The organism is Polaromonas glacialis (assembly GCF_000709345.1).
Classification (GTDB): Bacteria; Pseudomonadota; Gammaproteobacteria; order Burkholderiales; family Burkholderiaceae_C; genus Polaromonas; species Polaromonas glacialis.
The window spans coordinates 2,611,906-2,636,893 of record NZ_KL448323.1; the positions used below are offsets into that span (position 1 = coordinate 2,611,906).

A 24,988-nucleotide genomic window follows, 5' to 3' on the forward strand; every position below is an offset into this window, starting at 1 on the left:
ACACGCTTCCTGATTCGCGCGGTTCGCTGCCTCCCGAAGGGGCTGGCCTTGCTTGGGGAGGTCCAGCGCGGTGGCTGCTAGCACCCAAGAGGAAGCCAGCGAACTGTGCGAGCGCAAGAGGGCGGGGAGAGCCCCCATCCCAGCCTTCCCTTAGCGGGGGAAGGAGCCCCGCAAACGCAGCAAGCGCAGATGAGAGACCCGGATTTTCCCTTCTCAGCCAGCCAGGGCCGCGGGGCTGGCTTTGCCAGACCGCAGGCGCAGCAGCCCCCTCGGGGGGCAGCGCAGTACACGCAGTGACAAGCGTGGGGGCTTTTTTATGAGTCGATTAGTCGTGGTTTCCAACCGCATCGCCGACCCGCGCAAGTCGGCGGCGGCCGGTGGCCTGGCGGTGGCGCTGGGCGATGCGCTGTCGGCCAATGGCGGGCTGTGGTTCGGCTGGAGCGGCACGGTGGTCGAGAACGGCACGCCGGGCGAGGGCGAGGTGCATACCCACCATTCGGGCAACGTCACGCTGACCACGGTGGACCTGTGCAAGGAAGACCACGACAGCTACTACCTGGGCTACAGCAACGGCGTGCTCTGGCCGGTGTTTCATTACCGGCTCGACCTGGCTGATTTCGATGCCGGCTACATCGGCGGCTACCGGCGCGTGAACAAGCTGTTGGCGCGCAAGCTGATGCCGCTGCTCAAGCCTGATGACATCATCTGGGTACACGACTACCACCTGATCCCGATGGCGGCCGAACTGCGCGCCATGGGCTGCAAGAACCGCATCGGCTTCTTTTTGCACATACCGCTGCCGCCGCCCTTGATTTTGGCCGCCGTGCCGCAGCATGAGTGGCTGATCCGCTCGCTGTTCGCCTATGACCTGGTCGGCTTCCAGGCGCAGGCCGACGTCGAGCATTTTGCCAACTACGTCGGCAAGGAGGTCGGCGCCGAGGCGCTTGACGAGCACCAGTTCCGCGCCTTTGGACGCAAGGTGCAGGCGCAGGCCTTTCCGATTGGCATCGACGTGGACGAATTCGCCGCGCTGACGCATGCCAAGGAAGGCCGCGACATGTACGAGCGCATGAAAAAGGAATTTTCGCGCCGCCGCATCCTGCTGGGCGTGGAGCGGCTGGACTATTCCAAGGGCCTGCCGCAGCGCGTGAAGGCGTTTCGCGAGTTGCTGAAAAATTACCCCGAAAACATCCGCAGCGCCACCCTGATCCAGATCGCCTCGCCCAGCCGCGAGGCGCTGGACACCTACACCGGCCTGCGCCAGGAACTGGAAAGCCTGTGCGGCGCGATCAACGGCGACTACGGCGAGCTCGACTGGATGCCGGTGCGCTACATCCACCGCAATGTCGCCCGCAAGCGCCTGCCGGGGCTGTACCGGGTGGCCGACGTGGCGCTGGTCACGCCGCTGCGCGACGGCATGAACCTGGTGGCCAAGGAATTCATCGCCGCACAGGACCCGGCCGACCCCGGCGTGCTGGTGCTGTCGCGCTTTGCCGGCGCGGCCGAGCAGCTCAAGGAAGCCATTTTGGTCAACCCCTACGACGTCCACGGAACGGCCGAGAGCATCCAGCTGGCGCTGCAGATGCCGCTGGTCGAGCGCCAGCGGCGCCACCAGCAACTGCTGGAGCGCGTGCGCAGCCAGGACGTGCATTGGTGGCGAAAAACCTACCTGGAGGCGCTAGCGGCCTGCGAGCCTGACTGATTCGTTTGCCCGGCCGCCTCAGGCAACCAGTGCCAGCGCCGCGAAGTCGCCGACCCGCTCGCCCAGGCCGGCCGGCACCAGCGTGCAGCCACCGGTCAGCGCGGGCAGCCTGCCCTGGATGTGCGCCTGCAGGCGCGGCAGCAAATAGTCGCGGTGGTGCCAGAAGACGCTGCCGCCCAGGCTGATGCGCTGCAGGTCCAGCGTCACGACCAGGTTGTAGAGCATCCTGCCCATGACCCGGCATATATCATCAATAATGCCTTCCGCGCAGGTATCGCCTTCCTTGGCAGCTATCAAAACACTAGCAGCATCAGGATAGGCAGGAAAACGGCGGGGCAGCGCGTTGCCGGCCACCAGCGCCTCGACATCGCCGATGTTGCCGCAGCCGCACAGCGCGTCCAGGTTGTCGCTGACAAACATGTGGCCGGCATGCCCGGCATTGCCGTTCTTGCCGCGCAGCACCCGGCCATCGGCGCACAGGCCAACGCCGACGCCAGTGCTCCAGGTCACGTAGGCGCAGTGGTCCAGGCCCTGCAACGCGCCCCAGCGGCGCTCGGCCTGCAGCGCGGCAATGCCGTCGTTTTCCACCCGCACCCGGGCAAACGCCTCGCGCAGCGGTGCTTCGAGCACGGCCGTGGTCCAGTCGTTGGGCAGGCCGCGCGCCGCGCCGGCAAGGCCGCCGCAGATGTTCGGCGACGCCAGTTCGACGCATCCCTGGTTCAGCACGAACGGGCCGCAGGAGGCCACGCCGACGGCGGCGATGTCACGCGCCTCGATGCCGGCGGCCTGGCAGCTGGCGCCTATCATGCGCAGCACCTGCCGGGCCAGCGCATCGGGCGCGCCCTGCTTGGCCGTCGGCTCGACCCGCCGGCCCAGGGCGCCACGGTGATCGACCAGGTTGACGGCCACCTTGGTGCCGCCAATATCGACGCAGGCCACCGGCGCCGCGCCGTCCGCCAAGCGAAGTTCGGCCGGCATGGCGGGGGAAAGTGACGCAGCGTTCATGGCGGGCGTGTCCTGGGTGTCTGGTCAGATCAGCTGGCTGACCAGGCTGGCGACAAGGCTCAGCAGGATAGTGGTGGTGACCGGAATGAACCATTCGCGGCCAAACAAGCGAAAGCGCAGGTCGCCCGGCAGCTTGCCGAAGCCGAGTTTTTGCAGCAGCGGCGAAACCCAGCTGATAAGCATCAGCGCAAGGAAAATGACGATGAACCAGCGGATCATGGGGTGGAGTTTAGACGGCAGCGTGTTAAGGACGTGGCGAAGAATAACTTTCTCCCGTCTGATCAAAATGCAGCGCAGCCCAATGGCTGGCGTGCAGAGGCGCAGCCGGTACGTAAAATCCAGGGATGAGCACACAGACGGGTTACAGGCAAGACATCGAGGTGCAGATGAAGCGGCTGTTTGCGACGCTGTCGGAAAAAGAGCGGCGGCGCTACGCGGTGATGGAGGCGGCCAAGCTCGGAGTCGGCGTCATCACGGGTCTGTTTGGCCTGGATGCCAAGACGGTGCGCCGAGGATTGCCGGCGCTGGCGCGGCCCATTGATTCCGCGCAAGGCCGGGTTTTAAAAAAGACGGTGGGCGCAAACCGGTGCACAGCGCCGCTGCGCCCAACGAGAATTTTCTTGCGCTGCTGGCCGAGTTCGCGGCAGGCGACCCGATGCGCCAGGGCGTGCTGTGGTACCCAACCTGTCGCGCCGCGAGATCAGCCGGCGCCTGGCCGATCGGCCTGGGCTGGAGATCGGCATCGTTTTCGATGCACACTTGCTCCGCTGGAACTATCGCGCTGTCCCGGTCAATGGCTGAGCTCCGGAAGTTATTGCGGGCCACACCCTTGTTGCTTTTTGGTAGCTTTCAGTAACCCTGGAAACCACCAGAAACAATAAAATTGATAAAATGTAAATTGTGGATTTTTTTGTCGCAAAGGCAAAATCCAGCAATTCAACCCGCCCTTCTTTGATGGGTTAACGAAACGACCCATGAAACTCTCGACCTTCATTACCGCCCATCTTGAAAAAATTCTTCGCGAGTGGGACGCCTTTGCCAGAACGCTGTTTCCGGCATCGCCCACGCCGCCACAAAACCTCCTGCGGGACCATGCCAGGGAAATCCTGCAGGAAATCGTCGTTGACCTTGACACGCACCAGACGGCGGAGCAACAGACCGAAAAGTCAAAAGGCCAGGCAGATGAAGAGGTCAACAAGAAAAGCGCAGCCGCCATTCACGGCACGCTGCGCCAGGCCAGCGGCTTCACGCTGACCCAGCTCACCGCTGAATACCGCGCCTTGCGCGCCACGGTATTTCGCCTGTGGATGCCGTACATGCAACAGCACACGCAAGAAAGCGCGGCCGACATGATGCGCTTCAACGAGGCCATGGACCAGGCGCTGGCCGAATCCGTGGTGACGTATTCTGAAAACTCCGACCGCACGCGCGACACCTTCCTGGCCATCTTGGGGCACGACCTGCGCAGCCCGCTGTTCACCATGAAGCTGGCAGGAACCTACCTGATGCGGCCCGCCATTGGCACCGAAGGCACCCGGGAAATGGGCGCCCGCGTGGCCCGCAGCGCGGCCAGCATGACCGCCATGATCAAGGATTTGCTCGAATACGCGCGCACGCAGCTAGGGGGCGAAATCCCGCTCACGCTGCTCCCCGAGAACATGGCCGACATCTGCCAGGCGGCGCTGGACGACGCCCAGGCCGGCTACCCGGACTGTCCCTTTGAGCTGGAGGCATCGGGTGACTTGTCAGGCGCTTTCGACAGTGCGCGCCTGCAGCAGCTGTTTTCAAACCTGCTCAACAATGCAGCGCAGTACCGCGACGACACGCGCGCGGTGACGATCACGGCCCTGGGCGAGGCCGATTCGATCACGATACAGGTGTGCAACCACGGCCCGGTGATTCCCGCCCCATCGCTACAGGCCATTTTCGATCCCCTGGTTCAACTCTCGGTCGAAGCAGGGCTTCAGGAAGGCGCGCCCTCCAGCAGCCTGGGACTGGGGCTTTTCATCGCCCGGGAAATCACCACGGCGCACGGCGGCACCATCACGGTGGCGTCGAACGAGCATTCCGGCACGGTGTTTACCGTCAAGCTCCCGCGTGCGCCGATTGCGGAACAGGCAGGGAAGTAAGAAAAAAAACACGCCCCGCTGTCTCAAGGCGGGACAGGCTTTCAGCGGGAATCAGGCAGCGACTTCCGGGTCCGACTCGTCGATCAGGGTGGGCTGGCCCGACAAGATGCCATGGTAGTTCGTCAGCGCCTTGCCAATCTTGACGCTGTCCTTGGCGATGTCGAAGAAACGAATCTCCTTGCTGTGGTCGCTGGCCCGGACCTTCACCACCGAAATCACCCGCTTGAACTGCCCGGCGATTTCAACATAGCGCAGCAGCAAAATGGCATCGGTCAAAAAAGCATTGCTGTACGAAGAAAATCGAAGGTCGGTGTACCGGTCTTCAAGTTCCGCGGTCATCAGCACCGTCACCCCCATGTTGGTCAGCACCGACGTCAGGCGGTAAAGCGACTCGCGAAAGTTCTCGCGAAAAATCGATGCCAGCGCCAGCTCGAACCCCGAAAGCGAGTCGATGACCACACGCCTGGCTTTGGTCTTCTTGATCAATATGACCAGGTCATGAATGATTTCATCAATTGACAGGTCGAGCGAACGCGTGTCGATGACCGTCACTTTGCCGCTGTCCACCAGTTTCTCAAGGCGACCGCTGAGCAGCTGGCTGGGGCTCTTTTCAAACGCGGCAATCACACCCGGCTCGCCCAGGCGCACGCCTTCTGCCAGAAACTCGGTGGAAAGCACGCTTTTTCCGCAGCCGCTCGGCCCCACGACCAGCAGCGAATAGCCCACCGGCAAGCCGCCGCCCATCATCTTGTCGAGCAGCGGCACGCCCATCGTCAGGCGCAGGTTGCTGGGCATTTCTTTTTTCTGGCTGGCGTCGTACTTGAGAATGGCGCGCGGGAACACCTCGACCCCGTCATCGGTGATGCGAAAGGTGTGCAAACCGGGCCGCTGCGCCTGGCCCCGCATCTTGACCACCTGCAGCTTGCGCACCATGGCGTCGCGGTGGACATGCTGGGACATCCAGACAATGCCGTCGGCCACGGTGAACACCGGGCTGGACTCTTCTTCCTGCGAGGGGTATTCGCCGATCAGGAAGGTCGTGGCCTGCCAGCTGGTCATCTGCACGCCAAGGGCCTGGATGAAGTGCTGCAAGCCCCAAGCACCGTCGTCCCTGGACGCCTTGGCCGACTGCACCACCGAACGAAATGAATCCACGAACACCAGGCTGGGCGAAAAGCGCTCCACCTCTTCAACGATACGCGCCAGCACGCGGTCAAATTCGCCGTCGAGCAGGTCGCCTGAAAGGTTGACGAACTTGATCGACGTGTTGATCTTGTCGATGTCAAAGTAGGAAAACTGCTGCTGGTAGCGCAGCATCTTGAGCGGCGGCTCGCCCAGCACGGTAAAAAACAGCGCGCGCCGGTCAGGATTGGCCAGCGAGAACATGATCTGGTGCGCCATCGTGGTCTTGCCCGAGCCCGGCGTGCCGGCAATCAGGTTGAAGGAAAACTCAGGTATTCCACCACCCAGCAGTTCGTCCAGGCCGGCAACCCCTGTCGGCAGTTGGCGTATGGCTACTTTTTTTCTCATGTCGGAAGATCCTTTGCGGGTGTTTCGGAAGTCTCTTTGGGCCAGGCCGAGTGCAAAAGATGGGATGTCAACTCCTCGCCTATCAATGACGCCAGCACATCCAGAAAAATGGTGAACAAGACCAGACTGGCCTGCCTGGCCAGCGCCGCATCCTGCGCCTGGAGACAAGCCTGCAGTTCAGCAAAACCTTCCTGATCGGCCGGTTTTGCCGCATCGTGCGCCATCCAGGGGTACTGCCTGGACGCCAGGCGAATGCTTCGCGCGTAAAGCGGCTTGAAGCCGCCCTCGCCAATGATCGAAATCAGTTCCGGGGCCAACTGCCGCCAAAGCCGGACGGTGGTCTGCGCCACGGTGTCGGGATGCTGCATCAGGGCTGACACAATCAGCCGCTGCCGGGAATTTTCGGTCGTTTTCATGCTCAAGGCAGGGTTGGCGCAGGAAAAGCCTTTGAAATAACCTCCTGCAGCGTTTCCATCGAAACAGGCTTGACCAGATAGCTGTCAAATCCGACTTCCTCGGCTTCGGCCCGGAAACTTGGCTGGTCGTAGCCTGTCATGGCGATGCAATACGGCGCGGGCACCAGTCCGAGCAACTGCACCTGGTGCAGCAATTCGTAGCCGTTCATGCCCGGCAAGCCGATGTCGCAGACGACGAGGTCATAGCCGCCCTTTTTTGCCATGGCAAGGCCGGCCGGGCCGCTGTAGGCCGAAGAAACACAATGCCCCTCGTAGGTGAGGCAGAAATTCAGGGTTTGATTCGCATCCACGTTGTCTTCAATGATCAAAATCCGGCAGGAACGGGCCGCCGGCCTGGGCAAGGCCGGACCCGCGTCAAGCGCCAAAACCTCCGTGGAGACGGGCAGCACCACAATGAATTCACTGCCGCAGTTCAAACCCTTGCTGCGAACCTGGACTGCTCCGTCATGCATTTCCACCAGCGTGCGCACCATGGACAGCCCGATCCCCAGCCCGCCTTCCGAACGGTCCAGCGTTCGGGGAACCTGCGTGAACAGGTCGAAAATGTAAGGCTGCATGTCAGCCGCGATGCCGATGCCTTCGTCCTTGACGGAAATCGCCACCGTGCCGTTTGCAAGGGGACGGGCTGACAAAGTGATGGACTTGTTGGGCGCAGAGTATTTGCTTGCGTTGAGCAGCAGGTTGGAAAACACCTGCGAGAGCCTGACGGCATCGCCATTGAGCTCCACGGGCTGCAAGGGCAGGTCAATGACCAGTTGCTGATGGTGTTTCGTCAGCGATGGCTCGCTGAGTTCGACGGCATCGTGAACCATGTCGGCCAGCAACAGCGGAGCCTTTTGGAGGTTGATCTTGCCACTGCTGATTCGCGATGCATCAAGCAGGTCTTCAAGCAGGCGCTTCATGTGCGCCACCTGTCGGGTGATGATCTGCTGGATATGCGGCAGTTGCGGATGCGCCGAGGTGATTTTCTCCAGCATTTGGGATGCCATGGCGATGGGTGCCAGCGGATTGCGGAGTTCGTGCGCCAGCATGGACAAAAATTCTGTCTGTCTTTGAACCGACGCCTCGGCTTCGTCCTGAAGGTCCTGCGCGCGCAGGGACGCAATCACCAGGTTTTGGTTGGCCTCGCGCAGCTTGCGCACCAGGTCATCGGGAGTTTCACGGTTTTTTGCGATAGGCATATTTTTGGTGCTTCAATGAGCTACCCGTCCCTTCGAAAAACCAATACGGACCATGAATATTACAAATATTAACTATCTTGATTAAAAGCCGAAACACATAATTTCCACCCATCACCTTTAGCAACAAAAAGAAACGGTTTTGGGTCCGTGCCATGTTGATTCGCTGGCTGAACACTTTGAAATCAAGACAGATAATTTATTGATCCACCCCGCGTGGCGATACCGCTTGTTACCAAGACACCGAATCTAAAAACCGGTGCTCTTAAATTCTTCCACAGCCAGGAGCTGAAAACCAAATATCCCCAAACAAATGCACGATGACTGGAGATGCGAGCAAGGACCTTGCTCAATACGATTCAAAAATCGGTTTGAGCAATAGAAACCCAACCATAATGCTATTTTTTTAATAGCTACATACGCCAGCAGCTATTGCGCAAACGCTGAATTTCATTCACAAACTGGAATTCAGAACTTCGGCATGCCCTTCATGCCGCCCATGCGTTTCATCATCTTCATCATGCCGCTGCCCTTCATCTTTTTCATCATGCCCTGCATTTGCTCGAATTCATTGAGCAGGCGGTTGACTTCCTGAACGTGAACGCCCGAGCCGGCGGCAATGCGGCGCTTGCGCGTCGCCTTGATGAGATCGGGCTTGCGGCGCTCCAGCGGCGTCATGCTCTGGATGATGCCTTCCTTGCGCTTGATGTCTTTCTCGGCCTTGTCCATGTCGATGGCGCCGGCCTTGGCGGCCATCTGCGCCGGCAGCTTGTCGAGCAGGCTGGACAGGCCGCCCATGTTCTTCATCTGCTGGAGCTGGCTTAAAAAGTCGTTGAGGTCAAAGCCGTCGCCGGACTTGATCTTGGCGGCCAATTTCTGCGCCTCGGCCATGTTCACGCCCGAGGCCATCTGCTCGACCAGCGCGACGATGTCGCCCATGCCCAGGATGCGGCCGGCGTGGCGCTCGGCATCGAACACTTCCAGGCCGTCGAGCTTTTCGCTGGTGCCCGCGAACTTGATCGGCGCGCCGGTGATCTGCCGGACCGACAGCGCCGCGCCGCCGCGCGAGTCGCCGTCGGTCTTGGTCAGGATGATGCCGGTCAGCGGCAGCGCTTCCTTGAAGGCCCTGGCGGTGTTGACCGCATCCTGGCCCTGCATGGCATCGACCACAAACAGCGTCTCGACCGGCTTGAGGATGGCGTGCAGCTCCTTGATTTCGTTCATCAAGGCTTCGTCAATCGCCAGGCGGCCGGCGGTATCGACCAGCAGCACATCGAAGAAATGCCGCTTGGCATAGTCGAGGGCGGCGCGGGCGATATCGGCCGGCTTCTGGTCCGGCGCGCTGGGGAACCATTCGGCGCCGGCCTGCTTGGTCACGACCTTGAGCTGCTCGATGGCGGCCGGCCGGTACACGTCGCCTGACACGGTCAGCACCTTTTTCTTGCGCTTTTCAATCAGGTGCTTGGCCAGCTTGGCGGTGGTGGTGGTCTTGCCCGCGCCCTGCAGGCCGGCCATCAGGATGACGGCGGGCGGCTGCGCGGCCAGGTTGATGTCGCTCACGCCCTCGCCCATGGTGACGGCCAGCTCCTTGCTGACGATGCCGACCAGCGCCTGGCCCGGCGAGAGCGAGCCCATCACCTCCTGGCCCATGGCCTTTTCCTTGACGCGGGCAATGAAATCGCGCACCACCGGCAAGGCCACGTCGGCCTCCAGCAGCGCCATGCGCACTTCGCGCAGCATGTCCTGCACATTGGATTCGGTGATGCGGGCCTGGCCGCGCATTTCCTTGACGAGGCGGGATAACTTGTCGGTAAGGGCTGTAGCCATGAAATGGTGTCCTGAAACGGGCGCTGCGGGGGAGCCAAAGGCCGGAAGAGACCGGGCCAGGCGCTAAACTCTGGGCATGATTTTAGCTTTCAGCGGTGGATGGGGTCTGGGCGCGGCAGCCGGTGCGGCTGCGGCCTATGCGGTGCTTGCGCTGGCGACGCCCCGGCTGGGCGAAGGCGCCCTGCGCGCCCTGCTGCTGGCCGCCTGGGGACTGCATGCGCTGACACTGGTCGAGGCCCTGCTGGGCACGCCGCCGCGCTTTGGCTTTGCCCCGGCGCTGTCGATGACGGTCTGGCTGGTGCTGACGGTGTATGCGGTGGAGCGCCGGTTGTTTCCGCAGCTCAAGGCGCACTGGACGCTGGCCGGCCTGGGCAGCGCCGCCGTCATCTTGTCGCTGATCTTTCCGGGAACCAGCTACCACGTCATTGCCTCGCCCTGGCTGCCCCTGCACTGGGCCCTGGGCATTGCGTCTTACGGCCTGTTTGCGGCCGCAGTTGTGCATGGCTGGCTGATGGTGCGGGCCGAGCGCGCCATCCGGCAGGCCGAACAGAGCGATGCCGGCGTTCCCCTGCTTACCCTGGAGCGGCTGACCTTCCGGTTCGTCGAAGCCGGCTTCGTGCTGCTGTCGGCCACCTTGGCTGTAGGGTGGCTGTTTGCCGAAACCCTGTATGGCCCGGGCCTGGGCTGGAAGTGGGACCACAAGACGATTTTCTCGCTGCTGGCCTGGGCCGCGTTCGCGGGCTTGCTGATTGGCCGCGCACGGCTCGGCTGGCGCGGCCTGAAAGCTGTTCGCGTGCTCTACCTGGGCGCCGGGCTGCTGCTGCTGGGCTATGCCGGTTCGCGCTTCGTTCTTGAAGTCATCCTGAGGCGGACATGAAGTATTTGCTGGTCATTCTCCTGGTGCTGGTGGTTTTCTGGATATGGCGCCGCGGCCGGCCGAGCCCAAAAAAGGCAGCCCAGCCGGGCCGCTCACAAGGCAAGTCTTCAGAGGGAAAAGAAATCACGGAAGTGGTCGCCTGCGGTGTCTGCCACGTTCACCTGCCCAAGTCTGAAGCCCTGATTGGTCGTGACGGCTTTTACTGCAGCGAGGCACACCGTCGTGAGGCCGGGGCCTAGATGAGACGGCCAGTGCTGTTATGGCGAAACAGGGCGAAAAACGCGGCGGGCGCCTGGGAGTCGGAAACCGCGCAGGGCTCCTTCGGGCGCCTGTGGGGAGTGTTCATGAATGCCCGCGTCGCCATCGCAGCCGTGCTGGTCATCTTGCAGAAGGCGCTCCAGGCCCTGGGCACGCCACTGAACCACTGGACGCTGGCGATCTGCATCGCCTATCTTGGCGCAGCGCTGGTCGTTCGGCTCTGGGCGCATCCCCGTCCGCCGGGCAGCACGTTTGACGCACTTTGGGTATGGACCATCGGCGTGGATGTGATGGCGTTCTCGCTGCTCAACTTTTTTCAGGCGAGTCCGCTGAATTACACCCCGCTGTTTGCGCTGCCCGTGTTGCTGGCTTCGGTGCTCGGCCCGATTTTGCTGGCTTTTGGCACAGCAGCCAGCGTGACGCTGCTGCTGCTGGCCGATGCCGCATGGAGTTCCATACAAGGCAGCGCAGACGTCAACGCGCGTCTTTTGCAGGCAGCGCTAAGCAGCTCCGGATTTTTTCTCGTGGCCCTGCTCGCCAACCAGCTGGCCGTGCGGCTGGCGGGACAAGAAAAACTGACCAAGAAAAGCCAGTCGGCTGCGCGCATGCAGATACAGGTCAATGAACTGGTGGTTGCAACGCTCGCCGAGGGCGTGCTCGTCATCGATGACAACGGCTTCGTACGCTCGGCCAATCCTGCGGCACGACGTCTGCTGGCCGCGCAGGAATCCGCCTACCCCGCGCCTTTCAGGCTGGCAGCGCAAACAGCCTGGCAACCACTGGTCGAGCTGATGCAGCACACTTTCGCGCAACAGTTGGCGCACGAAAGCAACATCAGCCTCGTCCAACCCGGGCTGAACGCCAGACGCCTGCAGGTTCATTCCCGCCTGACCGATTCAAGCGACGGCCCGCACGAAAGCCTGTGCGTGATGTTTCTGCAAGACCTGCGTGAAATGGAGGCGCGCATCCGCATCGAGAAGCTGGCCGCCATGGGCCGCATGTCGGCGGCGGTGGCGCATGAAATCCGCAACCCGCTGGCTGCCATTTCACAAGCCAATGCACTGCTTGAAGAAGACCTGCACGACGCCGGCCAACGGCAACTCACCGCCATGATTGGTCAAAATGCCCAGCGCCTGGCAAAAATCGTCGATGAAGTGCTCAACATATCGCGTGCGCAGCAGGAGATTCCGGCACAGCAGACCGCCAGCTTGCGGCTCGATGAAGCGGCACGGCGGATCGCGAATGACTGGGCCCGGCAAAATGCGGTCGCTGGACAATTGCGTATCCGCACTGACAGCGCCAGCACGGAAGTCAGCTTTGACGACGACCATTTGCGCCGCCTGATGCTCAACCTGCTCGACAACGCCCTGCGTTACACCAGTGGCACAGCCCAGGGGCTTGAGGTCAGCACCCAGTTGGTGGCGCCAGGTCAGGCTAGGCTGGCGGTCTGGAGCGATGGCCAGCCGCTGGAGGAAACCGTCCAGACCCATCTTTTCGAGCCTTTTTTCTCGTCCGAAAGCCGCTCCACCGGCCTGGGCCTGTATATCTGCCGCGAACTGTGCGAGCGCTACGGGGCCCAGATCGGCTACCAGCGGGTGTTGCGGGAAAATATCCAGGGCAACGAATTTTTCGTCGTGTTCCAGCCTGCTTCACAGCGCCTGCGCACCGAACTGCCCAGCATGGATTCCGTCCTTGCCTGAAAAATCATGAATTCGCAAGCACCTGCGCCTTTACCCGCCCGCATCCTGGTCATTGACGACGAGCCCGACCTGCGCACCCTGTACGAGTTGACGCTGCTCCGGCAGGGCTATCGCATAGAAGCCGCCAGCACGCTTCAACAGGCTCGCGAGCATCTCCAGGCAACCCGGTTCGATGCCGTGATCACCGACATGCGACTGCCCGATGGGCTGGGCCTTGAACTGCTGCGCGATCTGGCCCAGCAACAGCGACCCGAGCGCTGCGTGGTCATCACAGCGCACGGGTCGGCTGAAAATGCGGTCGAGGCACTCAAGGCCGGTGCTTTTGACTACCTCACCAAACCGGTTGACCTCAAGCAGTTCCGCAGTGTGGTGGCGTCGGCCGTGCAGGAAACCCGAAACGTCAGGCTGGCGCTTACCAAGACCGATGGCCGCACCGCGATGCCCGGCGCCGCCGCTCCAGCGCCTGGCAAACCGGCTGACGCGGTCGCCATCCTGCAAAAGCTGGTCGGTGAAACGCCTGTGATGCGCGCCGTGAAGTCGCGCATCGTCAAAGTCGCCGGCAGCATGGCGCCGGTGCTGATACGCGGCGAGTCCGGCACCGGCAAGGAACTGGTGGCGCGCGCCGTGCATGGCTGCAGTCACCGCGCGGCCAGCCCCTTTGTGGCCGTAAACTGCAGCGCGATTCCCGAGAATTTGCTGGAAGCCGAGTTCTTTGGCGCACGCAAGGGTGCCTACACCGGCTCGGTGCAGGACCGGCTGGGCTACTTTCAGGCGGCCAAGGGCGGAACGCTCTTTCTTGACGAGATCGGCGACCTGCCGCTGGCCATGCAGTCCAAGCTGCTCCGGGCGATCCAGGAGCGCACGGTGCGGCCGCTGGGGTCGGCTCAGGAAGACATGGTCGATGTGCGCATCGTCAGCGCGACCCACAAGGACCTGGCAGCCGGGGTTGAAGCTGGCAGCTTTCGGCAAGACCTGTATTACCGGCTCAATGTGATCGAGATCACCGTGCCGCCGCTGCGCGAACGTCTGGACGACTTGCCGGCGCTTTGCAATGCCCTGCTGGCCAGAATCTGCCAGGAGTCCGGCCTGGACATGCCCGTTCTGAGTCCTGCGGTCATGGCCAGTCTGCGCTCGCTGCCGCTCAACGGCAACGTCCGGGAACTGGAAAATATACTGCACCGCGCCGTTGCCCTGGGCGAAGAAAACCTGATGCAGTTCGATATGCCGCCTGAACAGACTGAACAGCCCGTTGCCGTTCCGGAAAACCTCCAGCACTTTCTGGACCAGCAGGAGCGTAGCATTCTGGTCAGGGTATTGCAGGAAACCGGCTTTAACCGCACGGCTGCCGCTGTTCGCCTGGGGCTGAGCCTGCGACAGATTCGCTACCGCATTGCACGGCTGGGAATCAGCACGCCGGGCGAGGGCGATGCAGCCGAAACGCTTGATGACCTCGCCTGAAACGCCCTTACCCCAAGGCGCCGGCCTGTGGCGGCAAGGCTGGTACCGTCATGCACGGACCATGGCCTCGCCCAACTTTAATCAGCGGCCTGCCGGTGCGCGGGTTGACCTGGTCGTGATTCACTCGATCAGCCTGCCGCCAGGGGAGTTCGGCAATGGCAATGTGCAGCGCCTGTTCACCAATCAGCTCGACTGGGACGCGCATCCCTACTTCCAGAGCGTCCGGGGGCTTGAGGTTTCGGCGCACTTTTTCATCAGCCGCACCGGCGCTCTTTGGCAATTTGTCAGCTGCGACGACCGTGCATGGCATGCCGGCCAGTCCGCTTACCGGGGGCAAAACCAGTGCAATGACGACTCGATTGGCATTGAACTCGAAGGCCTGGAAGGAAGCATCTTTGAAGCGCCGCAGTACGAAACACTGGCCAGCCTGTGCGCAGCGATCCTCCAGGCCTATCCGGTGGCGCATATCGCCGGACACGAGCATATTGCGCCTGGGCGAAAACTTGACCCCGGACCCGGATTCGATTGGCTCTTGTTACAAGATTCCCTGGCTTTGCCCAATCGGTATTTCCCCCGACTTGCTTGAGGGCATTCTCTTTTTCACCGACTTCGGGCGCGTGCATGCAGCCCATGCACCCCATGCACCCCATGCACCCCATGCACCCCATGCACCCATCGTGCAAGCTTCGCCTGTCGAGGCTTTATAAGCGTCTGCAAGGCAAAACCGGCTGAAAGCCGCGCCAGCACTTGGCCTGCTGTCGAAAAGCCTGAATTCATCAGGCCTGAACACGGCCTCACACCAAACCGGGGCGCTTTTACGTCGTAAAAAATAATAAAAATTCAGGTCGGGAAGCAGCAACACGCGGCAGCGATACACTACCGGTAGTGGTTGCAGCGGCTTCAGACACTAGGTATAGTGCTTAACCATCAATCAGCCCATTTGGGCCTGATCACGGAATTGAAGAGAAAGCCAGTTCGTCGAAACGCTGGTTTTCGACAAGCTTCTTCTTTTTACTGATCCCGCATATCACTTGTTCACCACAACAAATTCAGAGGAAATCATGCAAACTGCACCCTACGCCGTGCCCCATTCATCCAGTGTTCCCGTCAGCAGTTCTGCTCGCAACACCGATCTGCCCATTTCCGGCGCGCTGGCCAATTACCAGATCATTCGCCGCAACGGCTCCGTCGTGGCGTTCGAACCCAGCAAGATCGCCGTCGCCATGATGAAGGCCTTTCTGGCCGTGCATGGCACGCAAGGCGCGGCTTCGGCCAGCGTGCGCGAAACGGTCGATACGCTGACCCAGGCCGTCGTCCGCGCCCTCATGCGCTCGCGCCCCAGCGGCGGCACTTTCCACATCGAGGACGTGCAGGACCAGGTTGAACTTGGCCTGATGCGCGGCGGTCACCACGAAATCGCCCGCGCCTATGTGCTGTACCGCGAAAAGCACAACCAGGAACGCGCCCGTCAGCTGCAAGCCCAGACACCCGCCCTGCCGCAGCTTCATGTGATGGATGGCGGCAAACGGGTTGCGCTCGACATCGCCAACCTGCAGGCGCTGATCGAGGCTTCGTGCGCCAACCTCGGCGCCGACGTGAAGCCCGACCCGATTGTCTCGGAGACCATGCGCAATCTCTACGACGGCGTGCCCATCGACGAGGTTTACAAGGCGTCCATACTGGCAGCCCGCACGCTGATCGAAAAAGACCCCGACTACACCTACGCCACCGCGCGCCTGCTGATGCACACCATCCGCCGGGAAGTGCTGGGCGAGGAAGTCAGCCATGAAGCCATGGCCATCCGCTATGCCAGCTACTTTCCCGAGTTCATCGCCAAGGGCGTGAAAAACGAACTGCTCGACGAAAAACTCCAGCAGTTCGATCTGGCCCGCCTGGGCGCGGCGCTCAAGCCCGAGCGCGACCTGCAGTTCGACTACCTCGGCCTGCAGACGCTGTTCGACCGCTACTTCCTGCACGTTCGCAAGCAGCGCATCGAACTGCCGCAGGCGTTTTTCATGCGCGTGGCCATGGGCCTGTCGCTGAACGAAGCCGACCGCGAAGCGCGCGCCATCGAGTTCTACGAAATCCTGTCGTCGTTCGACTTCATGTCGAGCACGCCGACGCTGTTCAATGCCGGCACGCTGCGCTCGCAGCTGTCGTCGTGCTACCTGACCACCGTCGCCGACGACCTGGGCGGCATCTACGACGCCATCAAGGAAAACGCCCTGCTGTCGAAGTTTGCCGGCGGCCTGGGCAACGACTGGACGCCAGTGCGCGCCATGGGCGCCCACATCAAGGGCACTAACGGCGAATCGCAGGGCGTCGTGCCCTTCCTGAAAGTCGTCAACGACACCGCCGTGGCGGTCAACCAGGGCGGCAAGCGCAAGGGCGCGGTCTGCGCCTACCTGGAAACCTGGCACCTCGACATCGAGGAATTCCTGGAACTGCGCAAGAACACCGGCGACGACCGCCGCCGCACGCACGACATGAATACGTCGAACTGGATTCCCGACTTGTTCATGCGCCGCGTGATGGAAAAAGGCAGCTGGACGCTGTTCTCGCCGTCCGACACGCCCGACCTGCACGACAAGTACGGCCAGGATTTTGAAAAAGCCTATGTGGCCTACGAAGCCCGCGCCGAACGCGGCGAACTCAAGCCCTCGCGCAAGCTTCAGGCCACCGACATGTGGCGCAAGATGCTGTCGATGCTGTTCGAGACCGGCCACCCGTGGATCACGTTCAAGGACGCCTGCAACATCCGCTCGCCGCAGCAGCATGCCGGCGTCGTGCATTCGTCCAACCTGTGTACTGAAATTACCCTGAACACCAGCGCGACCGAAACCGCCGTCTGCAACCTCGGCTCGATCAACCTGGCCCAGCACCTGAAGAACGGCGCGCTCGACCACGACAAGCTGAAGAAAACCATCACCACGGCCATGCGCATGCTGGACAACGTGATCGACATCAACTACTACGCCGTGGAAAAGGCACGCCACTCCAACCTGCAGCACCGTCCGGTCGGCCTGGGCCTGATGGGTTTCCAGGACTGCCTGTACGAGTTGCGCGTTCCTTACGCGTCGCAGGCCGCCGTTGAATTTGCCGACACGTCGATGGAAGCGATCTGCTACCACGCCTATTGGGCGTCGACCGAACTGGCCCGGGAACGCGGCCAGTACGCCAGCTACAAGGGTTCGCTGTGGGACAAGGGCATCCTTCCGCTCGACACGCTCGACATGCTGGCCAAGGAGCGCGGCGGCTATGTGGAAGTGGACCGCTCTTCCACGCTCGACTGGGACGCGCTGCGCCAGAAGATCGCCACGGACGGCATGCGCAACTCCAACTGCGTGGCGATAGCCCCGACCGCGACGATTTCCAACATCATCGGCGTCGATGCCTGCATCGAGCCATGCTTTGGCAACCTGTCGGTCAAGTCCAACCTGTCGGGCGAGTTCACCGTCATCAACCACTATTTGGTGCGCGACCTGAAAAAGCTCGGACTTTGGGACGATGTGATGGTGGTGGACCTGAAGCACTTCGACGGCTCGCTGCGGCCCATCGACCGTGTGCCGAACGAGATCAAGGCACTGTATGCCACCGCGTTTGAAATCGAAACCTCGTGGCTGGTCGAAGCCGGATCGCGCCGCCAGAAATGGATTGACCAGGCGCAGTCGCTCAACATCTACATGGCCGGCGCGTCGGGCAAGAAGCTGGACGAAACCTACAAGCTGGCCTGGGTGCGCGGACTGAAAACCACTTACTACCTGCGCACGCAAAGCGCCACGCATGTCGAGAAATCGACCGTCACGGCCGGCAAGATGAACTCGGTGTCTTCAGGTTCGCAAGCGGCGGCAGCGGGCATGAGCGCCATCGACAAGGCAGCGGCAGCCGCGCAGGCCCAGATGAGCGCAACGCCCGCGACCGACATCAAGTTTTGCGCGATCGACGATCCGGGTTGCGAAGCTTGCCAATAAGCCAGCAGTGAATCGCGCGACAACCATTTTTCGCACGATTCACTGCCCGCCCAATGCAATAAACCGATGCATTGCGCCATAAAATCCGTAGCGGTGTGAATGAACGCTTTTCATTTTTCATCGCTGCTTTCATAATCCCGAAGTATTGGAATTTTCTATGTTGACCTGGGACGAAGAAGTCACACCATCGCTACAGACAACCCCTTTCGGCGACCTGCCAGCCAGCCGCCCAGCGGACCTCCCGCCACCCTCTTTTCCCTCTGCCAGCCAACCTGTGGCTGACGCTCTGGCACCTGCCAAGGCAAAACGCGTCAAGGCTTCCGACAAGCGCATCATCAACGGCCAGACCGACGTCAACCAGCTGGTACCTTTCAAATACAAATGGGCCTGGGAAAAATACCTGTCGTCCTGCGCCAACCACTGGATGCCGCAGGAGGTCAACATGACCCGCGACATCGCGCTGTGGAAAGACCCGAATGGCCTGACCGACGACGAGCGCCGCCTGGTCATGCGCAACCTCGGATTTTTCACGACGGCCGATTCGCTGGCCGCCAACAACATCGTGCTGGGCACCTACCGCCACATCACCGCGCCGGAATGCCGCCAGTTCCTGCTGCGCCAGGCCTTCGAGGAAGCCATTCATACCCACGCCTACCAGTACATCACCGAGTCGCTCGGGCTGGACGAAGGCGAGATCTTCAACGCCTACAACGAAGTGCAGTCGATCAAGGACAAGGACCAGTTCCTGATCCCGTTCATCGAAGCGATTTCCGATCCGACCTTCAAGACCGGCACGCCCGAGGCGGACCAGACACTGCTCAAGTCGCTCATCGTGTTTGCGTGCCTGATGGAGGGCCTGTTCTTTTATGTCGGCTTCACGCAGATCCTGGCGCTGGGCCGGCAAAACAAGATGACCGGCGCGGCCGAGCAGTACCAGTACATCCTGCGCGACGAGTCGATGCACTGCAATTTCGGCATCGACCTGATCAACCAGCTCAAGCTGGAAAATCCTCACCTCTGGACGCCCGAGTTCAAGGCCGAGATCAACGCCCTGTTCATGCAGGCCGTCGAACTCGAATACCGCTATGCAGAAGACACCATGCCGCGCGGCGTGCTCGGCCTGAACGCCTCAATGTTCAAGGGCTACCTGCGCTACATCGCCAACCGGCGTGCGACGCAGATCGGACTGGAGACGCTGTTCCCGAACGAGGAAAATCCGTTCCCGTGGATGAGCGAGATGATCGACCTGAAAAAAGAACGCAACTTCTTTGAAACCCGTGTGATCGAATACCAGTCTGGCGGCGCCCTCTCCTGGGACTGACAGCGCACGATTGACAAAAAGCACAAGGCGCACACCACAATGATTTTTAGATTCGCAATGATCCAGGCCAGCACCCAAGCGTGCGCACGGACCATTGCTCCTGTGTTCGCGGCATGGGGCCCGGTGATCCGAAGGCCCAATGCTGCGAATCGCTTCGCCTACACCCCAGACGAAGTGCTTTTTGCAAACTGATCGAGGAGAAAACCATGGCAACTGCGAAAAAACCAGCGGCAAAAAAAGCTGCTCCCGCGAAAGCACCTGCAACCAAGGTGACGGCCGCCCCGGCACCGGCAGAGGCACCAGCAGCGCCCAAACCGGCGGCAAAAAAGACAGCTGCAAAAGCCCCCGCCAAGGCAGCTGAAAAAGCGCCTGCGAAAAAAGCAGCGGCTGAAAAAGTGACTGCAGCTCCAGTAGTGGCAGCGCCAAAGCCGGCCGCAAAAAAGACAGCAGCAAAATCCGCTGTCAAGGCACCCGAGAAAGCAGCTGTACCTGCAAAGGCGCCCGCCAAGAAAGCGGCAGCTGAAAAACCAGCCGCAAAAAAGGCTGAGCCAAAGCCTGCTGAAACAGACAAAGCGGTAAAAAAGCCGGCAGCAAAAAAAGCGGCAAAAACCGAAAAGCCCGAGAAAGCCCCTGTGGCCAAGGCGCCGTCAGCGACGCCGACAGCCCAGACGACCATCAGCCCGCAAGCCTCCTGGCCTTTCCCAAAAGGCAGCAAGCCTTAATTTTTTCAGCCCTTGCGTCCCGAGCCCGATGTTGCAAAACGTCGGGCTTTTTCAATTCATTTCCCTTTTTTGCCCACATGTGTCCTGCAGCGTCGCCGGCAACCGGCCACGCTTTATGCCTGCGTTGCCAATCGACCGGATTTTCAGTCACGACACGCCAACTGACCAACCGTTTTTGCTACTTAATTAATAGCTATTCGCACAGACAGGGCGTGCGGAAAAGGCATATTTGATGCAAAAAACCGTTTGCCAGTCAAAACCAAAGCGCGCTAAACGCCCGCTTCAGCAAAATCCACGGTGTAGTTCTGCCCGCCCCGGCTGGCGATCTTGAGCGCGCCGACCCGGTTCCCCAGTGCCGCGCAACGATGCAGCGACCAGCCTTGTTCGAGTCCAAACAGAAGCGCGCCACGGAACGCATCGCCGCAACCCGTCGGGTCAACCACCACTGCGGCTTTCACAGGCGGTACCAGGGTTTTTTCGCCGTCGATCCAGACCTCGCAGCCTTCAGCGCCCATTGTCACCACCAGGCCCTGCACGCGGCGCGACAGCTCGGCGCACGACAGGCCGGTGCGGTCGCACAGCATGCGGGCTTCGTAGTCGTTGACCGTCACCCAGCTGGCCAGGTCGACAAAATGCGCCAGTTCGGCGCCGTCGAACATCGGCAAGCCCTGCCCCGGGTCAAAGACAAAGGGAATGCCGGCGGCCTTGAACTGTTCGGCATGCTGCAGCATGGCCTCGCGCCCGTCGGGCGAGATCATGCCCAGCCGGATGTCGCTGCGCGCCTCTATCCGGCTGACATGGGCCTGCATCATCGCGCCGGGATGAAACGCAGTGATCTGGTTGTTGTCGCGGTCGGTCATGATCATGGCCTGCGCGGTGTAGAGATCAGCCACCTCGCGGACGAATTCAGTGCAGATGCCCTGCGTCCGCATGCGTGCAAGGTAGTCAGCGCCGTCGCTGCCCACCGTGGCCATTGGCAAGGGCGATCCGCCCAGCTGCTTGAGGCTGTAGGCAATGTTGCCGGCGCAACCGCCAAACTCGCGGCGCAGCGCCGGCACCAGAAACGACACGTTCAGGATGTGCAGCTGGTCGGGCAGGATCTGCTCGGCAAACCGGCCCTCGAAACTCATGATGGTGTCAAAGGCCAGCGATCCGCAAATTACAGAAGACATTAAATTCTCGATTCAGTTCAGGGATAAAAAGCCACGATACGGTAGCCGGTCACCGGCATAAAACCGGTTGGCGCCGGAGGAAACGCGCCTTGGCCAGCCCCCGCTACTTTCAGGGTCAAGGCGCCAACCAGCTTGGAATAGGCGGCAAGTGTGGGAGCAGTGGCGCCAAATTCCACAGGCATCACCACCCGGCGCACCACGACCTGGTCCTGGGTGTCGGTGAGTGTGATTTCCAGCGCCGGAATTTCCAGGTCCACGGCTCCGGTATTGTTGAAGGTAAAGCTCAGGCGATAAGCATCGGGACCGGTCCGGCTGAAGCTGGAGTTTTCAATCATCAGCGATTCAATGCGCCGCAACGGCCGGACCTCACAGCCCAGGGGACGGCACATGGCCTGAAGCCAGGGGGCAAGCCGAGGCGCCTGCGCGGCCAGAACATCCTTTTGCCGCACAGCCCATTGCAGCATCAATGCGAGTGCCAGCACCAGGCAAACTCCCGCCAGCAGGCTGCGAACCAGCGGCGCGTGCCAGAAATCCTTGCGCCGCGCTTCGCGAGCGAAGGCCATTTCCGGAAATGGCTGCGCCTCTTGCGGCACTGAAGAATACTGGCGTTCAGGGCCGTCGTCCAGCGGCTGCGAACTGGCGGGCTTGAAATCGAAACCATCGGCGCGAAAGACCGGCTCCCGTCGCCCTTCGACATGGCCTGAAGCCGCCACGGGTTCAACAGGTTCGGCCACTGCCGGAAGCACAGGAAGGACCGGTTTTTCGGCAGGCGATGCCATGCCTGGAACGTCTTCCCGGCCTGCGGGCTCCGGGCTTGGTTCCGCTGGGGGGCCGGGGTATTGGTGTGCCGGCGATGGTGGCAAAGGTGCTTGCCCAAACTCCCCTTGCCCGGCATATAGTGCTGTTTGCGCCTCGCTGGCGCCGACCGCCAGCAGGTGCAGGGACGCCTCGAACACCTCGCCGCACTGACCGCAGCGCACCCAGCCTTGCGCTACCTTGAGCTGGTCATCCACGACCTTGAACAGGGTCGCGCAGGCGGGGCAGCGGGTGATCTGGCTCATCTGGCGCAATGGGTGAAATAGTTCCGGAAAAAACCCGGGCTTCAGTCTGCGTTATGCCTGCACGCTCAGAACTGTGCCGTCATCAAAATCCAGCCTTCCTGCGCATCGTGGACCTCAAGCTGGCAATAAGGCGCATAAGCGGCCTTCAGTTCTTCGGCCTGCCGATCCAGAATGCCGGCCAGCACCAGATGACCGCCGGCTTGCACATGCCCGCACAGCAGCGGCGCCAGCACGCGCAAGGGCGTGGCCAGGATGTTGGCCAGCACGGTCTGGTAGCTGCCCACGGCCTTGTCGGGCAGGCCGGTCTGCAACTGCACATGGTTGGCCTGGGCATTGGCGCGGGTCGATTCCACCGCCGCCTCGTCAATATCGACCGCATCAATTTCCACCGCGCCGAACTTCGCCGCGCCGATGGCCAGGATGCCGGAGCCGCAGCCATAGTCGAGCACGCGGCCCAGTGATTTTCCGGCAGCGCCCTGGCCCGCAATCCAGCGCAGGCACATGCGCGTCGTCGGATGCGTGCCGGTGCCAAAGGCCAGGCCCGGGTCGAGCCGGATGACTTGTTTCGCCTGCGCCGGCGGCTCATGCCAGGTCGGCACGATCCAGAATTCGGGCGTGATCTCGACCGGCGTGAACTGCGACTGCGTCAGCCGCACCCAGTCCTGCTCGGGCACGGCCTGGATGGCGACCAGCTGGCAGCCGGAAAAAAAATCCTGCACCTGCAGTACGCTGGCGGCATCGCGCGCCAGCGCCTCGGTGGCAAACAGGGCCACGATGCGCGAGCGCTCCCAGCCCGCCTTGGGCGGCGGCATGCCGGGTTCGCCGAACAGCGCCTGCTCGGCCGGCGTATGGGCGTCGGCGTCTTCCACGGAAACACTGAGCGCGTCGAGCGCTTCGAGGGCATCGCTCAAGGTTTCGACCTCATCGACAGGTGCCAGCAAAATCAGTTCAAACATGGTGTATCTCATTGAAAACGGGACATGCCAGATTTTCCAAGCCAGGGCCGCGGGGCTGGCTTGGCCAGACCGCAGGCGCAGCGGCCCCCTCCTCGGGGGGGCACAGAGCACACGCAGTGAGCGACCGTGGGGGTGCCAATCTTCACAAGCAGGGGCCGCGGAACCGGCTTCGCCGGGCCGCAGGCGCAGCGGCCCCCTCGGGGGGCAGGGAGCCACACACAGTGGGCGACCGTGGGGGCTTCATCTCTCACGCTTCGACAGCCACTCTTCAAGGTAGTGGATGTTGGTGCCGCCGTCCATGAACTTGGCGTCCACCATGAGCTCGCGGTGCAGCGCAATGTTGGTGTTGATGCCTTCGACCACGGTTTCACCCAGCGCGGCGCTCATGCGCGCCAACGCCTGCTCGCGCGTGTCGGCATGCACAATGATCTTGCCGATCATCGAGTCGTAGTTGGGCGGCACGTAATAGTTGGAATAAATGTGCGAATCCACACGCACGCCCGGACCGCCCGGCGGGTGCCAGTTGGTGATGCGCCCAGGCGAAGGCGTGAACTTGTACGGGTCTTCGGCGTTGATGCGGCATTCGATCGAATGCCCCTTGATCTGGATTTCACGCTGGGCAAAAGGCAGGCGCTCGCCGGCTGCCACCATGATCTGCGTGCGAACGATGTCGATGCCGGTGATCCATTCGGTGACCGGATGCTCGACCTGCACGCGGGTGTTCATCTCGATGAAGTAGAACTCGCCGTCTTCGTACAGGAACTCAAACGTGCCCGCGCCACGGTAGCCGAACTTCTTGACCGCCGTCACGCAGCGCGCGCCGATGCGCTCGATGAGCTTGCGCGGAATGCCGGGGGCCGGTCCTTCCTCGATGACTTTCTGGTGGCGGCGCTGCATGGAGCAGTCGCGCTCGCCCAGCCAGACCGCATTTTTGTACTGGTCGGCCAGGATCTGGATTTCGATGTGCCGGGGGTTCTGCAGGAATTTTTCCATGTAGACCTCCGGGTTGCCAAAAGCCGCGCCGGCTTCGGCCTTGGTGGTCTGCACCGCATTGAGCAGCGCCGCTTCGGTATGCACCACACGCATGCCGCGCCCGCCGCCGCCACCGGCCGCCTTGATGATGACCGGGTAGCCGATCTGCTTGGCCACGCGCTTGATGAACGCCGGATCGGCTGGCAAAGCGCCTTCGGAACCCGGCACGCAGGGCACGCCGGCTTTGAGCATGGTCTGCTTGGCCGACACCTTGTCGCCCATCAGGCGGATCGACTCGGGCGAGGGGCCGATGAACTTGAAGCCGCTTTTCTCGACGCGCTCGGCAAAGTCGGCGTTCTCGCTCAGAAAGCCGTAGCCGGGGTGAATCGCCTCGGCGTCGGTCACCTCGGCAGCCGAGATGATCGCCGGCATGTTGAGGTAGCTCAGCGACGAGGGCGCCGGCCCGATGCAGACCGCTTCGTCGGCCATCTTGATGTATTTGGCCTCGCGGTCGGCTTCCGAATAGACCATCACGGCCTTGACGCCGAGTTCACGGCAGGCGCGCTGGATGCGCAGGGCGATCTCGCCGCGGTTGGCGATCAGTATTTTTTTAAACATGCGTCGAATTACCTGGTCTGGCCGATGGGGCCGGCGCTGCGGCCGGTCTGGCGAT

At 61.8% G+C, this 24,988-nt stretch carries 20 protein-coding genes; 10 read left to right on the forward strand and 10 right to left on the reverse strand.

Annotated elements, in window-relative coordinates; translation table 11 throughout:
- Positions 1–316: 316 nt before the first annotated feature.
- Positions 317–1,702 carry an alpha,alpha-trehalose-phosphate synthase (UDP-forming) gene (gene otsA / locus EC86_RS0112875; protein ID WP_029526048.1) on the forward strand — a complete coding sequence of 462 codons (1,386 nt, stop codon included), beginning with the start codon at positions 317–319 and terminating at the stop codon, positions 1,700–1,702.
- Between the two features lie 18 nt (positions 1,703–1,720).
- Here the strand turns inward: otsA and EC86_RS0112880 are convergent, their stop codons facing one another.
- Positions 1,721–2,680: an ROK family protein gene (locus EC86_RS0112880; protein WP_051675884.1), complete on the reverse strand. Its 960-nt coding sequence runs from the start codon at positions 2,678–2,680 to the stop codon at positions 1,721–1,723.
- A 51-nt stretch (positions 2,681–2,731) separates the two neighbouring features.
- On the reverse strand, positions 2,732–2,926 hold the full coding sequence (locus tag EC86_RS0112885) for a DUF2905 domain-containing protein (protein ID WP_029526051.1): 195 nt from the start codon (positions 2,924–2,926) through the stop codon (positions 2,732–2,734).
- A 755-nt stretch (positions 2,927–3,681) separates the two neighbouring features.
- On the opposite strand from EC86_RS0112885, the gene EC86_RS0112895 reads away from it, so the two are divergent.
- Positions 3,682–4,836 carry a sensor histidine kinase gene (locus EC86_RS0112895; protein ID WP_029526054.1) on the forward strand — a complete coding sequence of 385 codons (1,155 nt, stop codon included), beginning with the start codon at positions 3,682–3,684 and terminating at the stop codon, positions 4,834–4,836.
- 51 nt (positions 4,837–4,887) lie between these two features.
- Here the strand turns inward: EC86_RS0112895 and EC86_RS0112900 are convergent, their stop codons facing one another.
- The 4 genes from EC86_RS0112900 to ffh all read right to left on the reverse strand — a co-directional run bounded on the left by EC86_RS0112900 (position 4,888) and on the right by ffh (position 9,847).
- Complete coding sequence (locus EC86_RS0112900) at positions 4,888–6,366, reverse strand: ATPase domain-containing protein (RefSeq protein WP_029526055.1); 1,479 nt, start codon at positions 6,364–6,366, stop codon at positions 4,888–4,890.
- Positions 6,363–6,782 carry a hypothetical protein gene (locus EC86_RS0112905; RefSeq protein ID WP_029526056.1) on the reverse strand — a complete coding sequence of 140 codons (420 nt, stop codon included), beginning with the start codon at positions 6,780–6,782 and terminating at the stop codon, positions 6,363–6,365. Before EC86_RS0112905 ends, EC86_RS0112900 begins: the two co-directional genes overlap by 4 nt.
- 2 nt (positions 6,783–6,784) lie before the next feature.
- Positions 6,785–8,023, reverse strand: a complete 1,239-nt coding sequence (locus EC86_RS0112910; RefSeq protein ID WP_084181312.1) for a hybrid sensor histidine kinase/response regulator — start codon at positions 8,021–8,023, stop codon at positions 6,785–6,787.
- A gap of 465 nt (positions 8,024–8,488) precedes the next feature.
- Positions 8,489–9,847: a signal recognition particle protein gene (gene ffh / locus EC86_RS0112915; RefSeq protein WP_029526058.1), complete on the reverse strand. Its 1,359-nt coding sequence runs from the start codon at positions 9,845–9,847 to the stop codon at positions 8,489–8,491.
- A 76-nt stretch (positions 9,848–9,923) separates the two neighbouring features.
- Between ffh and EC86_RS0112920 the strand changes: the two genes are divergently transcribed.
- From EC86_RS0112920 to EC86_RS27790, 8 genes are all read left to right on the forward strand, one after another.
- On the forward strand, positions 9,924–10,724 hold the full coding sequence (locus EC86_RS0112920) for a cytochrome C assembly family protein (protein ID WP_029526059.1): 801 nt from the start codon (positions 9,924–9,926) through the stop codon (positions 10,722–10,724).
- The gene (locus EC86_RS0112925) at positions 10,721–10,963 is read left to right on the forward strand and encodes a PP0621 family protein (protein WP_029526060.1); all 243 of its coding nucleotides are present in this window, start codon (positions 10,721–10,723) and stop codon (positions 10,961–10,963) included. Before EC86_RS0112920 ends, EC86_RS0112925 begins: the two co-directional genes overlap by 4 nt.
- A gap of 12 nt (positions 10,964–10,975) precedes the next feature.
- Positions 10,976–12,682, forward strand: a complete 1,707-nt coding sequence (locus EC86_RS0112930) for an ATP-binding protein (RefSeq protein ID WP_232229880.1) — start codon at positions 10,976–10,978, stop codon at positions 12,680–12,682.
- 6 nt (positions 12,683–12,688) lie between these two features.
- Positions 12,689–14,140, forward strand: coding sequence for a sigma-54-dependent transcriptional regulator (locus tag EC86_RS0112935; RefSeq protein ID WP_029526062.1), 1,452 nt, complete (start codon positions 12,689–12,691; stop codon positions 14,138–14,140).
- Complete coding sequence (gene ampD / locus EC86_RS0112940; protein WP_029526063.1) at positions 14,127–14,726, forward strand: 1,6-anhydro-N-acetylmuramyl-L-alanine amidase AmpD; 600 nt, start codon at positions 14,127–14,129, stop codon at positions 14,724–14,726. The genes EC86_RS0112935 and ampD overlap by 14 nt, the downstream gene beginning before the upstream one ends.
- A 475-nt stretch (positions 14,727–15,201) precedes the next feature.
- Positions 15,202–18,111 carry a ribonucleoside-diphosphate reductase subunit alpha gene (locus EC86_RS0112945; protein WP_029526064.1) on the forward strand — a complete coding sequence of 970 codons (2,910 nt, stop codon included), beginning with the start codon at positions 15,202–15,204 and terminating at the stop codon, positions 18,109–18,111.
- 157 nt (positions 18,112–18,268) lie between these two features.
- Positions 18,269–19,432: a ribonucleotide-diphosphate reductase subunit beta gene (locus EC86_RS0112950; RefSeq protein ID WP_029526066.1), complete on the forward strand. Its 1,164-nt coding sequence runs from the start codon at positions 18,269–18,271 to the stop codon at positions 19,430–19,432.
- A gap of 206 nt (positions 19,433–19,638) precedes the next feature.
- On the forward strand, positions 19,639–20,154 hold the full coding sequence (locus EC86_RS27790; RefSeq protein ID WP_036772165.1) for a hypothetical protein: 516 nt from the start codon (positions 19,639–19,641) through the stop codon (positions 20,152–20,154).
- Positions 20,155–20,423: 269 nt separating this feature from the next.
- Here EC86_RS27790 and EC86_RS0112960 read toward each other — a convergent pair whose 3' ends face one another.
- From EC86_RS0112960 to accC, 4 genes are all read right to left on the reverse strand, one after another.
- Positions 20,424–21,326 carry a carbohydrate kinase family protein gene (locus tag EC86_RS0112960; protein WP_029526068.1) on the reverse strand — a complete coding sequence of 301 codons (903 nt, stop codon included), beginning with the start codon at positions 21,324–21,326 and terminating at the stop codon, positions 20,424–20,426.
- Positions 21,327–21,343: 17 nt separating this feature from the next.
- Positions 21,344–22,387: a DUF3426 domain-containing protein gene (locus EC86_RS0112965; RefSeq protein ID WP_029526069.1), complete on the reverse strand. Its 1,044-nt coding sequence runs from the start codon at positions 22,385–22,387 to the stop codon at positions 21,344–21,346.
- 65 nt (positions 22,388–22,452) lie between these two features.
- The gene (gene prmA / locus EC86_RS0112970) at positions 22,453–23,343 is read right to left on the reverse strand and encodes a 50S ribosomal protein L11 methyltransferase (RefSeq protein ID WP_029526070.1); all 891 of its coding nucleotides are present in this window, start codon (positions 23,341–23,343) and stop codon (positions 22,453–22,455) included.
- Positions 23,344–23,583: 240 nt separating this feature from the next.
- Positions 23,584–24,933, reverse strand: a complete 1,350-nt coding sequence (gene accC, locus EC86_RS0112975; RefSeq protein ID WP_029526071.1) for an acetyl-CoA carboxylase biotin carboxylase subunit — start codon at positions 24,931–24,933, stop codon at positions 23,584–23,586.
- Between the last annotated feature and the right edge of the window lie 55 nt (positions 24,934–24,988).